This is a genomic window from Mucilaginibacter aquariorum (genome assembly GCF_024498135.1).
Lineage (GTDB): Bacteria > Bacteroidota > Bacteroidia > Sphingobacteriales > Sphingobacteriaceae > Mucilaginibacter > Mucilaginibacter aquariorum.
Window position 1 is genome coordinate 219,990 of sequence record NZ_JANHOH010000004.1, and the last position, 12,882, is coordinate 232,871.

The following is a 12,882-nucleotide window of genomic DNA, read 5'->3' on the forward strand; positions in this document are numbered from 1 at the left end:
TTTTTAGAAATATTTAAATGAGCATAAAGGCACCCGGGAATACATTTCTAAAAGTTAACCTCATAACCATAATCCTGCTTTTTGTACTGATACTGGCAGGCGGAGTTGTGCGCAGCACAGGCTCGGGTATGGGTTGCCCCGATTGGCCTAAATGCTTTGGCCGTTACATACCACCAACCAGTATATCTGAACTGCCTGCTAATTATAAAAAGGTATATGCTGATAAACGCCTGGCCAAAAACCAAAAGTTCGCTAAAATGCTCGATGTCTTTGGATACAGCCAACTGGCTATGCGCATCCGTAACGATAGATCGATATTAGTACCTGAAGAGTTTAACAGTGCACGCACCTGGACGGAGTATGTTAACCGCCTCATAGGAGCTATATCGGGTATATTCTTATTGCTTTGTGCCGCATACTCATTTAGATATTGGAAAACCAGTAAGCTGATAGTTGTGTTAAGCGTGTTTAATGTGATACTGGTGGGTTTCCAGGGATGGCTGGGATCTATAGTGGTATCAACTAATTTGGTTGCCTGGATAGTAACAGTACATATGCTTATTGCCTTAGCTATATTAGCTATCAGCATAGCTACCTATCATATGGCGAAAGTACAGGGCAGGTATAAAGTGCAGAGCAAACCATTTGTAGCCATAGTTACCTTGCTGGTTTTAGCAATGAGCATTTTACAAATAACTTTTGGCACCGAGGTGCGCGAAAAAATAGATGCGGTTGCAAGCCATTTAGAAGGCAGCTACCGCGATAGTTGGGTGCAACGCGCAGGCGATATTTTTGCACAGCACCGTGATGTTGCCGTTGTTGTATTGGTAGTAAACCTTGTTTTATATGTATTGATACGCAAAGGCTTCAACAGGCATTCGATACAGCAACAGTTAATGAGCTTTACCTTTTTAATGATAATGCTGCAGATAGTTACCGGTATATTTTTATCATACTGGTCATTGCCGCCATTTGCGCAGGCATCGCACATTGTTTTGGCAAGTTTAATATTTGGCGCCCAATTTTATTTATTGTTGAATTTATTTAGTTCGGTTAATGTACAGGGGGCAGGCAAATGAAATGGAGTGATTTTTCGAAGCTGATAAAAATGCGACTAACACTATTGGTTGTGTTTTCGGCATCTATTTCGTTTATTATCGCGGTAAAAGCTAATGGTGGCAATACCTGGGGCTCGTTATATAGTACAACCATGTGGATCAACTGGGTAAAACTCGTTGTTGGTGGTTTTTTAGTTACGTCTGCGGCAAATTGCTTTAACGAAGTAATTGAAGTTGACCTGGATAGGTTAATGAAGCGTACGATGGATCGCCCTATGCCTGCCGGTCGTATGACTACCGGGCAAGGTTTAGTTTTAGGATTGGGCATGGGTATGGCAGGTACCTACCTTTTAGGTAGTTTAAATATCCTTACGGGATTATTATCAGTGTTCTCTATCATACTATATGCGTTTGCTTATACTCCATTAAAACGCAAATCGCCGATAGCAGTTTTTGTAGGTGCTATCCCTGGTGCGTTGCCCGCGTTAATTGGTTATGTAGCAGGGCAACCGCATGGTCGTATTGATGAAATAGCGCTGATACTATTCGCGATACAATTTGTATGGCAGTTTCCGCATTTTTGGGCCATTGCATGGGTATTGGATGATGACTATAAACTCGCAGGATTTAGACTGTTGCCAACGGGTAAGCGTGATAGAACAAGCGCGATCATTGCTTTTGCAGCAACTTTAATATTACTGCCTGTAAGTCTTTTACCTTATTTAAATCATAATGCTGGTATTATACTTGCAATAGTGTCCTTAGTAATGAGCCTTATATTTATATACCAGGCATTTAATTTGATGCGTACGCTTGAAATTAGCAGCGCGCGTAAATTAATGTTTGGCTCCTTTTATTATTTGCCGGTAGTGCAACTAATGTTTTTATTTGATTTTATAGGAAAATGATGGCCAAGATAGAGCAAGAAGATAGATTAAACCTGGCGCCCAAAAAATTCAACATGTGGATATTTATATTCACATCGTTTATGTTTTTTGCGGCATTAACCAGTGGTTTTATCGTATACGCAGGCGGTAGTTCGGCACATGGCATGAACATGAAACTGCCTGATGCCTTTATGTACAGTACTGCTGTAATTATATTAAGCAGCATAACTATGTTTATGGCATCGCAGGCTGCCAGAAGGCTACAGTTTGCTAAGCAAAGGCTTTTCCTTTGGCTTACCATATTTTTAGGAATCGCCTTTTTTGCTATCCAGTTATACGCGTGGTATTATCTGGTTACTAAAATGGGCGTATATTTTAGCAATCCCAATGCATCCCAATCCTTTATATATGTATTCACCGGGATGCATTTATTACACATTTTTGCCGGCTTGTTATTATTGGCAAATACGCTTTGGCGTAGTTACCGCAGTATAGAGCAGGTTAAAAATTTATACAGTATGCAGATGTCCTCTATTTTTTGGCATTTTGTCGATATTATATGGATTTATCTGTATGTTTTTTTACTTTTGAACCAACAATAAAAACTCATGAGTGTACAAGTATCACCTATTGATGAAGTAAAGACAACCCCGTGGTCGGGCGGCAGATCGCCGTTTAATGTTGAGTATGGTAAAATGATGATGTGGTTTTTCCTCCTTTCGGATGCATTTACCTTTTCATCATTATTAATTGCCTATGGCGCGCTACGTTTCAGCTCCAGCAGCTGGCCTGCGCCAGATTTGGTTTTCCAATCGGTACCGGGTTTATTAGATAGCGGCGCGCCACTTGTATTTGTGGGTTTAATGACGTTTATCCTGATCCTTAGCTCGGTTACTATGGTATTGGCTGTTGAGGCAGGCCATCGTATGGCTAAAAAAGAAGTGTTATGGTGGATGGTAGCAACTATTATAGGTGGTTTCACCTTCTTAGGTTGCCAGGCATTAGAGTGGAGCCACTTACACCACGAAGGTTTTTGGTGGGGTAGTATCCCGAATATGGAAGAGCTTAAACACCTTTTTAAAGGTGGTAACGAAGCTACCTACGGTACCTATGCGCAGCAATTTGCAAACTTATTTTTTACCATAACAGGTTTCCATGGTTTCCACGTATTTAGCGGGGTTATCATCAATATCATTATCACTATAAACGTATTGTTAGGTACTTACCAAAAACGTGGCAGCTATTTAATGATAGAAAAAGTTGGCCTTTACTGGCACTTTGTAGACCTTGTTTGGGTATTTGTATTTACTTTCTTTTACTTAGTTTAAAAAATTTAACTGATAAACATATGTCATCAGAATCAGCAGAAGTTCACCACGAAGAACACGGTGAAGGAATGACCCGCAAAAAAATACTTAAAGTATTTGGAGTATTATTGGGTATAACTGTAATTGAGTTTATAATAGCACTTTGGTTAGTGCCTGCAGGTCACATTCCTTTGCATTGGGCAAACCCGGTTTATATTGTGTTAACCCTGTTCAAGGCGTTTTACATTGTTGCATATTTTATGCACTTAAAATTCGAAAGAATTGGTTTAGCCCTATGCATCATAGTTCCTATATTGTTTATTATAGGGTTAATATTGGTGCTTACAAACGAAAGTCATTACTGGGTAGACCTAAGAGCATAATGCGTAAAGGGTACATCCTGAAAAAAATAATAATCCTGGTATTGATATTAGCTTTACCGGGATTTTTATATTATTTACTAACCGCAAAGGGCAAGAACAGGTACAAACCGCTGCCATTTTACGGCCCTAAAGAGGTTGCGAAAACCGGGCACAAGTTTCACGGAACCTACATCCCGGATACTATTTACCACAAGCTGAGCGATTTTACATTGCTTGATCAGGATGGTAAGCAGGTATCATTCAAAAACTTTGATAAGAAGATTTTTATAGCCAGCTTCTTTTATACCAACTGCCCAAACGTTTGCAACGCAGTAAACAAGAATATCAGCGAACTGGTATACGCTTACCGTAAAAACCCAATGGTTTACTTTACTTCGATAACGGTAGACCCGCAAAGGGATACGCCGCAGGCACTAAAGAAATACAGCGCTAAGTTTGAGGTAAATAAAAAATGGCTTTTCCTATCGGGCGATACCAGCACAACTTATAACCTTGCACGTAAAGGCTTTTTAGTAAATGCGGTGCAGGCCGATAAAGATAATTTTATATACAGCGATAAGCTGATCCTGATAGATGCCGAAAAACGCATCAGGGGGTATTATTCCGGAACATCGGCGGCCGACATCACCAAGCTTAATGATGAGATAAAAGTGCTGATAGCCGAAGAACTGCGCAAGGTTGATAAAGCGCTGTATTAGAATCAAGAAATAAGAATCAAGAGCCAAGACGATAGCTCTTCATATAATAAACGAATCTCGACCCCTGCATCTTGATTCCTGACTCAAACATTATGACTGATAAATTTATATTTCGATTCGTAGCTGGCGTAACCATATTTGTTATTACTGTGGTTATTTTACTTAACCGCCACCTTATACCCGGCCCGGAAACGCCGCCCGCTTTTACACCCTACCTGCCTTTGCTGAATGCCTTTTTGAATGGTACATGTAGTGTATTGCTGCTAACATCATTGTACTTTATAAAAAACGGAAACATAACAGTTCACAAGCGGTTAAATATTTTAACCTTCTGCCTGTCATCATTGTTCCTGGTATCGTATATACTATTTCATTACCTTATGCGTAATGATACTATATACGGTGATATTAACGGCGATGGCCAGCTATCTACAAGCGAACTGGCTGATGTGGGCAGTTTAAGGAAAATATATCTGTGGATACTTGTACCGCATATTGTACTGGCTGCGGGTGTATTACCGCTCATATTATTAAGTTTTTATCGCGGCCTGCAAATGCAGGTAGAAAAACATAAGAAATTGGTAAGATGGGCGTTTCCTATATGGTTATTTGTTACAATATCTGGCGTTGTTGTATATTTGATGATAAAGCCGTACTACCATTTTTAATTGGCTAACATGAAAAAGTTAAAGTATTTATATCTCGCATTAGTTTTTGGTTTATTGGTGTGCAGTGTAGTGCCGGTAAAGGCGCAATGTGCCATGTGTGCTGCAACGGTAGAGAGCAGTTCAAAAAACGGTAGCTCTAAAGCCAACGGCCTAAACAATGGTATTATGTACCTGCTTGGTGCACCTTACCTTGCAGTTGCTGTAGTAGCATACATATGGTATAAAAAATACCGCCGTAAAGATGTAGACCTTAATATGCGCAGCGAGAAGCTTAACCTAAACTAAGCCGATCAATTCCTGCATCTTCATTCATATTTCGTTTTATAATGATAGAATCCCAAACGCTTGATTTTTTAAAAGAGCTTGTCGAAAATAATAACAGGGAGTGGTTTCAGGCTAATAAAGAAAGATACGATAAGGCCCGCGCAAATGTAATTGAGCTTGCCACTAATGTTATTACCAAACTACACAAGGTAGACCCCAGCGTTAGCGCCGACCTTGATCCTAAGAAATGCGTGATGCGCATTTACCGCGATATCCGCTTTAGTAAAAATAAGATCCCATATAAAAATAATTTTGGCGTAAGCCTGCCAACCTTGGGGTCTAAATTAGGTGGGGTAGAATACTATCTGCATATACAACCCGGTAAATCATTTATAGCAGGTGGTTACTGGATGCCCGAGGCTGAACACCTGAAAGCCATCCGCCAGGAAATAGACTACAATGCCAATGATCTTAAAAAAATAATTGACGATAAAGAGTTTGTAAAACTTTTTGGCGAGTTTAGGAAACAGGACCAGTTGAAGACAACTCCTAAAGGTTATGATGTTGATAACGAAAATATTGATCTGCTAAAGCTAAAAAGCTTTATTGTTTCGCATCCTTTAAAAGATAAAGAGTTGATGGGCGCCGGTGCTGCCGACGAGATAGTTACCATGTGCAGCAAGGCATATCCACTTAATATTTTCCTGAAAAACGCAATTGCTTAATATATTTAAATCCTACATATCATGAAATTCAAGTATTTATTTTTTGCCGTTCTGCTCGTTTCCGCACTGCAATCGTGCGTGGTGATGTCGCCTAAAAAGCACAAAGCTCTACTGGCCGAGCGCGATTCATTATCTGCGCGTACCACCACACTGGAAGAGCAGGTATCTAAGCTGATTGCTGATACATCGCGTATCCGCCAGGAGCTTGCTGCCCTTAAAGGCAACTACAGTGGCTTAAACGATAAATACAACGCCCTGGATAAAAACTATAACGCCAGTTCGTCAAAGGTTACCCAATTATCTACCGATCTGCAAAAACGCGAAGCACGCCTGAAAGAGGTGGAAGAAATTTTGCGCAAGCGCGATGAAGCAACAAACGCCCTTAAAGATAAGTTGCAAAAAGCCTTGCTTGGGTTTCAGCAGAGTGGTTTAACGGTTGATATCCGTAACGGTAAAGTATATGTATCCTTAACCGATAAATTGCTGTTCCCATCGGGCAGTATTGTTATTGATGAAAAAGGTAAACAAGCGCTTAAGCAACTGGCAGCAGTGTTAAACAAAGAAGCGGACATAAATATTGCGGTTGAAGGCCATACCGATAATAAAAAGATAAAAAACCTTGGCCAGATCAAAGACAACTGGGACCTGAGCGTGTTGCGTGCAACATCGGTAACCCGTTACCTTACCGAAACCGAGAATATCGACCCTAAAAGGTTAACGGCTACAGGTAAGGGTGAGTTCCAGCCAATTGATACCGCCACAACCGCCGAAGCACTGTCTAAAAACAGGCGTATAGAGATAGTACTTACCCCAAAACTGGACGAGCTATACAACCTGATTACAAAATAATATAGTCCATCAAAAAATAAAATTGTCCATAAAGTAAAAAATCCTCCATGTATTGGGGGATTTTTTTGTAATAAGTGTGGTTTTTACATTAAATAATTATAAATGGTTTATATATTCGTAATACAGAAATCATTTATAAGCTTATCCCATAAGCATGCCTACAGAAAAACATACCTATATACAAATACACCCGGCAGATAATGTTCTGGTGGCATTAACCAATCTTGCTGCCGGTACCCGGATAAGCTTTAACGGGCACACTTTTGCCCTGCTTACTGCTGTCGAGGCCAAACATAAATTCAGCATTACGCCGCTGGAAACAGGGGCCTCTATTTACATGTATGGCGTATTGGTTGGTAAGGCTTGTGAATATATACCCCAAGGCACAGCCTTAACGGTAAATAATATAAAACATGCCTCAAGCGATTTTAAGCTGGGCGAACGCAAAACAAATTGGGTAGTGCCCGCCGTTGCTGAAACTTATCGGGGTAAAACCTTTATGGGCTTCCATCGGGCAGATGGTTCTGTGGGTACGGCTAATTACTGGTTGGTTATACCGCTCGTTTTTTGCGAGAACAGGAATATTAATGTTTTAAAAGAGGCGCTATCGGCTAAATTGGGTTTTGCTAAACCACGAGGATATGAGAGCGAGGTGGACAGCCTGGTAGAAATGTATCAGTCGGGTAAATCGACTGCAGAGATCTTGCAGGCCAACCTGCAATTATCGCCAGAGGGGCAAACATCCAAGAAGTTATTTGAGAATATAGACGGAATAAAATTCCTGAACCATGATATGGGTTGCGGTGGTACCCGTACCGATTCAGATGCTTTATGCGGTTTATTGGCCGGATACATTACACATCCTAATGTAGCTGGTGCAACAATACTTAGCCTGGGTTGCCAACACGCACAGGCTGGTATATTACAAGCCGAAATTAAGAAACGCGATCCCAATTTCAGCAAGCCTCTGGTAATGCTGGAGCAGCAAAAAATAGGTACCGAAAGCAAATTGCTACACGAAGCTCTTAAGCAAACCTTTGCCGGGCTAATGGAAGCCAATAAACAACAACGCCAGCCTGCACCGCTATCAAAGCTTTGCATTGGGTTGGAATGCGGAGGGTCGGATGGCTTTTCGGGCATATCTGCCAACCCAACATTGGGGTATTTGTCAGATATTTTAGTTGGCTTGGGTGGTACTGTAGTACTATCCGAGTTTCCGGAGCTTTGTGGTGTGGAACAAGAGTTAGGCGATCGTTGTACCGACGAAACCGAAGCCTTAAAATTTATGGATCTGATGCGCACTTATAACGCGCGCGCCGAGGCTGATGGTTCGGGCTTTTATGCCAATCCATCACCCGGAAATATAAGGGATGGCTTAATAACCGATGCCATAAAATCTGCAGGGGCGGCAAAGAAAGGTGGCACCTCGCCGGTAACCGATGTGTTGGATTATCCGGAAAAGGTAACTAAACCCGGATTGAATTTACTATGCACCCCCGGCAGCGATGTGGAAAGCACCACGGCCGAAGTAGCATCGGGCGCCAATGTGGTTTTGTTTACTACGGGTTTAGGCACACCTACCGGCAACCCAATAGCCCCGGTAATAAAAGTGGCTACCAATACCGCTGTGTTTAACAGGATGCCCGATATTATTGACATTAACTGTGGTACTATTATAGAAGGCGAGGAAACCATAGAGCAGTCGGCTACCCGCATGCTGGATTACGTGATAGAAGTAGCCAGCGGCCTTAAGCAACCAAAAGCGGTAATATTAGGGCAAGACGATTTTATCCCCTGGAAAAGAGGGGTTTCATTATAACTACATATGTTTAGCTTAAAAAATAAACATGCGGTAATAACAGGCGGCGGTAGCGGGATAGGCAGGGCCATATCGCTATTATTTGCCAAACAAGGCGCCACCGTGCACATCATTGAGTTAAATGCTGATGCAGCCGCGCAAACTATTGAAGACATTAAAAACAACGGCGGTAGTGCATTTGGCTATTCTGCAGATGTAAGCAAGCAAGAACAAGTATTGGATGTATTTAAAAAAGTGAGCAAGGTTGATATACTGGTAAACAACGCCGGTATTGCCCATGTTGGGAGTCTGGAAGGAACAACAGAAGCCGACCTTGACCGAATATATAATGTGAATGTTAAAGGCGCTTATAACGCCTTATATGCAGCCATCCCGCTGATGAAAGCCAATGGTGGCGGTGTTATCCTGAACATGGCGTCTATAGCGGCAATTGTAGGTATTACCGATAGGTTTGCGTACTCTATGAGCAAGGGTGCTATTATGGCCATGAGTCTTTCGGTAGCACGCGATTATTTGGCAGATAATATTCGCTGCAATACCATTTCCCCGGCTCGGGTACATACCCCGTTTGTAGATGGTTTTATAGCTAAGAACTATGCTGGCCGCGAGGATGAGATGTTTGAAAAACTATCAAAAAGCCAACCTATTGGCCGGATGGGTAAACCCGAAGAGGTTGCAGCACTGGCTTTATACTTATGCTCGGACGAGGCAGGCTTTATTACGGGCTGCGATTACCCGATTGATGGAGGCTTTATTAAATTAAATAATTAAACAACCTATTAGTAAAAGTGATTTGACGAGGGAGCAAAAATCACTAAACCACTAAACCACTAAATCACTAATTCAATAAATCACTAATTAAATGAAACTGATAAGATACGGTGCAGCGGGTAAAGAAAAGACCGGAGTTATAATTGACGATATTAAATATGATACATCGGCCTTTGGCGAAGATTATAACGAAGCTTTTTTTGAAAATGATGGACTTAACAGGTTGCAACAATTTATAGAGTCGAATAAAGGGGCGTTAACTAAAATTGCTAGTGGCGAACGTTTAGGCAGCCCTGTTGCACGCCCATCTAAAATTGTTTGTATCGGCCTTAATTATAAAGACCATGCCGAGGAAACTAATGCGCCTTTGCCATCAGAACCAATAATATTCTTCAAATCTACCACTGCCCTGGTTGGCCCTAATGATGATATCATTATCCCTAAAAACTCGGTAAAAACCGATTGGGAGGTTGAGCTTGCCGTAGTGATCGGCAAAAAAGCATCATACATTGAAGAGAGTGAAGCAATGGATTATGTAGCCGGTTATTGCCTGCATAACGATGTATCGGAAAGGGAATTTCAACTGGAGCGTAACGGCACCTGGGATAAGGGTAAAGGTTGCGATACATTTGCGCCCATCGGCCCATTCTTGGCTACTGCAGATGAAGTGAAAGATGTACATAACCTGCACCTTTGGTTAACCCTAAACGGTAAAACAGTGCAGGATGGCAGCACATCTAACCTGATCTTTAATATCCCATATTTAGTAGCTTACATCAGTCAGTTTATGACTCTGTTACCGGGCGATATTATTTCTACAGGTACGCCTGCGGGTGTTGGCCTGGGCATGAAACCACCGTTATATTTAAAAGCCGGCGATGTGGTTGAGTTAGGGATTGACGGCCTTGGTGAAGCCAGGCAAGTATTAAAGGCTTATGCGAAAAATTGACAGCCACCAGCATTTTTGGTTATATAACCCGGTAAATCATGCTTGGATAAACGATGATATGCGGGTTATACAACGTAACTTTTTACCTGCCGATCTGCAGTCCATTTTGCAGGAAAATGGTATAGAAGGTTGTGTTGCTGTGCAGGTAGACCAAACAGAAGCCGAGAATGAATTTTTATTGGATCTGGCTGAGAAGAACAGCTTCATAAAAGGGATTGTTGGATGGATAGATTTGCAGGCAGATAATATTGAAGAGCGTTTGCAATACTACAGTAGTGTAAAGCCCATGAAAGGCTTCCGGCATATTTTGCAGGGTGAGCCAGATGAAAAATTTATGCTGAATAAAAAGTTTAAGCATGGAATAGGTTTATTAAACCAATACGGATTTAGCTACGATATACTTATAATGCCCAACCATCTGCCTTATGCAAAAGAGTTTGTAGCGGCGTTTCCTGAACAACGATTTGTAATAGATCATTTGGCTAAGCCCTATATAAAAGATAAAAGGATAAATGGCTGGAAAGAGGATATTCAAGCGATAGCCGCGTTCCCCAATGTATACTGCAAAGTATCGGGCATGGTAACTGAAGCCGATTGGGCTAACTGGAAAACCGAAGATTTTGTGCCTTACCTCGATATTGTGTTTAACGTGTTTGGTGCCAGCCGGATAATGTATGGCTCAGATTGGCCCGTGTGTAATGTAGCCGGCGGTTATAAAGGCGTATTAAAAGTTATTGAAAATTATGTTAGCCAATTAAGCCAAACCGAACAGGAGCTATTCTGGGCTAAGAATGCTGTAGATTTTTATAAATTGTAAATATCGGGGGCGTTCTGTACCTTCATGCATTATGACCCAACGCCTTATTGCAATCCTAATAACTGTAGGCTTACTTTATTCTGCAGTATCATCATTTGCCGCAAATAATCCCTTAAATAGCAGCTACACCAATGCTTTTGCAAATTGGGGGAGTGCGCTCAAAAAACAGCTTAATGGTAAATCTGCTGAGTTTAATGAAGGTGTTTTAAAAATTGAACAAAACCAATTAGGCGAGGGCTTAAGTTTGATAAATAAATCGTTAGTTAATGCTTTAGCAACCGGCCGGGTAAGTTCTAATTTAGCATACAGCTTTTACGAATTTATAAACCTGCTAAAAATTTCAGAAGCAATTAAGAGTACTGATAAGAACTTAGCTAATGCTTTCATATACGCGTCATTTGCTGATAAAGCAGATAAGGACAGTGTATTTAATGTGTTTTTCAATAAAAAAGCTGCAAATGAGTATTCAGGCCGGATGAAACTCCTGGCTTTTACTGGTGTAAACGATCCAAACTTAACTGCCGAATTAAGGGAGTTTTTGATTCGGTACCCTGCACACTTTTCTGCAAATTTGTTAAACGCTGATAAATATTTCTTTGAAAAGAAATGGAAAGAAGCGAGCGAAGCGTATACTAAATGTATATCTATATCTCCTCAATATGCTTATGCCTACCGCATGCGCGGGAGTTGTAATTCCTTAATTGGCGAAAAGCAGAAATCTGTTGATGATTTTGACAAAGCGTTAAAATTGCAACCCACTTACTACGAGGCTTTATATGGCCGCGCATCGCAATATCAAGATCTTGATAAATACAGCGACGCTATTTCAGATTATCTGAAATGTTATAAAAAGAAAAAAAACTATTTTCTCTTGACGTATAATCTTTCCCGGTGTTACAAGGAATTGAAAATGATGGATAGCGCCATGATTTATGCTGACGAATATATAGCGATGAACCCTGATGCTCCTTTAGGTTATTATGGAAAAGGGAACATATATTTTGATAAAGAAAAATACTTGAAAGCGGCGGATCTTTTTTCACGATGTATAGCCTTGAAACCGCAGGAGCCACGGTATTGTGTAAGCAGGGGTGAATCTTATTATTTTGCAGATTCAGCATCTTTGGCAATTAAAGATTTTAAAAAAGCTTTTGAATTGGGAGATTCTACTGCATACGTTAGCAGATTAATTGGGGAATGCCTGTATAAACAAAAACAATACGACGCTGCTATCCCATACTATAAACAATCTATCAAAATCTCACCTGATAATGAACTTACGTGGGAGTCATTAAATTTAACGTATGTAAAGCTTAAACGCTATCCCGAAGCTATTGAGGCGGGTTTGAGATCAATTAAAATAGATTTTACTTATTCTTCCGCAATGACCAATTTAGGTTGGGCCTATTATTGTTCTGGCAATTATGATAAATGTATATTTTACTCTTACAAATCACTAAAACTCAGCAAAAGCGCCGTCCCTATGTTTAATATTGCATTAGCAACTCTTAGAAAGGGACAATTTAGTGATGCTAAAAAGCTCTATTCGGAATTTGTGAGCGATTGTAATACTAATAAGATAAAAATAAATGATGGGGCAATTACCGATCTGAAAGACCTGATAGATCAAAAGGTGATGGTAACCGAATCAAAATTTATAATCAAAAACATCTTTGGCGAAAAATAA

The 12,882-nt window shown here is 40.7% G+C and carries 15 protein-coding genes; all 15 read left to right on the plus strand.

All coding sequences use genetic code 11. From position 1 onward, the window contains the following. Positions 1 to 17: 17 nt before the first annotated feature. The gene (locus tag NPE20_RS17495; RefSeq protein WP_256539980.1) at positions 18 to 1,079 is read left to right on the plus strand and encodes a COX15/CtaA family protein; all 1,062 of its coding nucleotides are present in this window, start codon (positions 18 to 20) and stop codon (positions 1,077 to 1,079) included. Then, on the plus strand, positions 1,076 to 1,966 hold the full coding sequence (gene cyoE / locus NPE20_RS17500) for a heme o synthase (protein WP_256539981.1): 891 nt from the start codon (positions 1,076 to 1,078) through the stop codon (positions 1,964 to 1,966). Before NPE20_RS17495 ends, cyoE begins: the two co-directional genes overlap by 4 nt. Beyond that, the gene (locus NPE20_RS17505) at positions 1,963 to 2,547 is read left to right on the plus strand and encodes a cytochrome c oxidase subunit 3 (protein ID WP_354003266.1); all 585 of its coding nucleotides are present in this window, start codon (positions 1,963 to 1,965) and stop codon (positions 2,545 to 2,547) included. Before cyoE ends, NPE20_RS17505 begins: the two co-directional genes overlap by 4 nt. Positions 2,548 to 2,553: 6 nt before the next feature. Then, on the plus strand, positions 2,554 to 3,273 hold the full coding sequence (locus NPE20_RS17510) for a cytochrome c oxidase subunit 3 (protein ID WP_256539982.1): 720 nt from the start codon (positions 2,554 to 2,556) through the stop codon (positions 3,271 to 3,273). Positions 3,274 to 3,293: 20 nt separating this feature from the next. Then, positions 3,294 to 3,635, plus strand: coding sequence for a cytochrome C oxidase subunit IV family protein (locus NPE20_RS17515; protein ID WP_256539983.1), 342 nt, complete (start codon positions 3,294 to 3,296; stop codon positions 3,633 to 3,635). After that, positions 3,635 to 4,333: an SCO family protein gene (locus NPE20_RS17520; protein WP_256539984.1), complete on the plus strand. Its 699-nt coding sequence runs from the start codon at positions 3,635 to 3,637 to the stop codon at positions 4,331 to 4,333. Before NPE20_RS17515 ends, NPE20_RS17520 begins: the two co-directional genes overlap by 1 nt. Positions 4,334 to 4,425: 92 nt before the next feature. Continuing rightward, positions 4,426 to 5,001, plus strand: a complete 576-nt coding sequence (locus NPE20_RS17525) for a DUF420 domain-containing protein (protein WP_256539985.1) — start codon at positions 4,426 to 4,428, stop codon at positions 4,999 to 5,001. Between the two features lie 9 nt (positions 5,002 to 5,010). Then, a complete protein-coding gene (locus NPE20_RS17530; RefSeq protein ID WP_256539986.1) occupies positions 5,011 to 5,286 on the plus strand; it encodes a hypothetical protein in 276 nt (91 codons plus the stop codon). A gap of 41 nt (positions 5,287 to 5,327) precedes the next feature. Further along, positions 5,328 to 5,990, plus strand: coding sequence for a DUF2461 domain-containing protein (locus NPE20_RS17535; RefSeq protein WP_256539987.1), 663 nt, complete (start codon positions 5,328 to 5,330; stop codon positions 5,988 to 5,990). 21 nt (positions 5,991 to 6,011) lie between these two features. Then, positions 6,012 to 6,839: an OmpA/MotB family protein gene (locus NPE20_RS17540; RefSeq protein ID WP_256539988.1), complete on the plus strand. Its 828-nt coding sequence runs from the start codon at positions 6,012 to 6,014 to the stop codon at positions 6,837 to 6,839. Positions 6,840 to 6,993: 154 nt separating this feature from the next. Next, positions 6,994 to 8,658 carry a UxaA family hydrolase gene (locus NPE20_RS17545; protein ID WP_256539989.1) on the plus strand — a complete coding sequence of 555 codons (1,665 nt, stop codon included), beginning with the start codon at positions 6,994 to 6,996 and terminating at the stop codon, positions 8,656 to 8,658. A gap of 6 nt (positions 8,659 to 8,664) precedes the next feature. Continuing rightward, a complete protein-coding gene (locus tag NPE20_RS17550; RefSeq protein ID WP_256539990.1) occupies positions 8,665 to 9,429 on the plus strand; it encodes an SDR family NAD(P)-dependent oxidoreductase in 765 nt (254 codons plus the stop codon). A 91-nt stretch (positions 9,430 to 9,520) separates the two neighbouring features. Next, positions 9,521 to 10,378: a fumarylacetoacetate hydrolase family protein gene (locus NPE20_RS17555; protein ID WP_256539991.1), complete on the plus strand. Its 858-nt coding sequence runs from the start codon at positions 9,521 to 9,523 to the stop codon at positions 10,376 to 10,378. After that, positions 10,365 to 11,195: an amidohydrolase family protein gene (locus NPE20_RS17560; RefSeq protein WP_256539992.1), complete on the plus strand. Its 831-nt coding sequence runs from the start codon at positions 10,365 to 10,367 to the stop codon at positions 11,193 to 11,195. Before NPE20_RS17555 ends, NPE20_RS17560 begins: the two co-directional genes overlap by 14 nt. 31 nt (positions 11,196 to 11,226) lie before the next feature. Continuing rightward, positions 11,227 to 12,882, plus strand: coding sequence for a tetratricopeptide repeat protein (locus tag NPE20_RS17565; RefSeq protein ID WP_256539993.1), 1,656 nt, complete (start codon positions 11,227 to 11,229; stop codon positions 12,880 to 12,882).

Coding starts and splice junctions, on each gene's coding strand:
- NPE20_RS17495 (WP_256539980.1), top strand. CDS start 18: ATGAGCATAAAGGCACCCGGGAATACATTTCTAAAAGTTAACCTCATA.
- cyoE (WP_256539981.1), top strand. CDS start 1,076: ATGAAATGGAGTGATTTTTCGAAGCTGATAAAAATGCGACTAACACTA.
- NPE20_RS17505 (WP_354003266.1), top strand. CDS start 1,963: ATGATGGCCAAGATAGAGCAAGAAGATAGATTAAACCTGGCGCCCAAA.
- NPE20_RS17510 (WP_256539982.1), top strand. CDS start 2,554: ATGAGTGTACAAGTATCACCTATTGATGAAGTAAAGACAACCCCGTGG.
- NPE20_RS17515 (WP_256539983.1), top strand. CDS start 3,294: ATGTCATCAGAATCAGCAGAAGTTCACCACGAAGAACACGGTGAAGGA.
- NPE20_RS17520 (WP_256539984.1), top strand. CDS start 3,635: ATGCGTAAAGGGTACATCCTGAAAAAAATAATAATCCTGGTATTGATA.
- NPE20_RS17525 (WP_256539985.1), top strand. CDS start 4,426: ATGACTGATAAATTTATATTTCGATTCGTAGCTGGCGTAACCATATTT.
- NPE20_RS17530 (WP_256539986.1), top strand. CDS start 5,011: ATGAAAAAGTTAAAGTATTTATATCTCGCATTAGTTTTTGGTTTATTG.
- NPE20_RS17535 (WP_256539987.1), top strand. CDS start 5,328: ATGATAGAATCCCAAACGCTTGATTTTTTAAAAGAGCTTGTCGAAAAT.
- NPE20_RS17540 (WP_256539988.1), top strand. CDS start 6,012: ATGAAATTCAAGTATTTATTTTTTGCCGTTCTGCTCGTTTCCGCACTG.
- NPE20_RS17545 (WP_256539989.1), top strand. CDS start 6,994: ATGCCTACAGAAAAACATACCTATATACAAATACACCCGGCAGATAAT.
- NPE20_RS17550 (WP_256539990.1), top strand. CDS start 8,665: ATGTTTAGCTTAAAAAATAAACATGCGGTAATAACAGGCGGCGGTAGC.
- NPE20_RS17555 (WP_256539991.1), top strand. CDS start 9,521: ATGAAACTGATAAGATACGGTGCAGCGGGTAAAGAAAAGACCGGAGTT.
- NPE20_RS17560 (WP_256539992.1), top strand. CDS start 10,365: ATGCGAAAAATTGACAGCCACCAGCATTTTTGGTTATATAACCCGGTA.
- NPE20_RS17565 (WP_256539993.1), top strand. CDS start 11,227: ATGACCCAACGCCTTATTGCAATCCTAATAACTGTAGGCTTACTTTAT.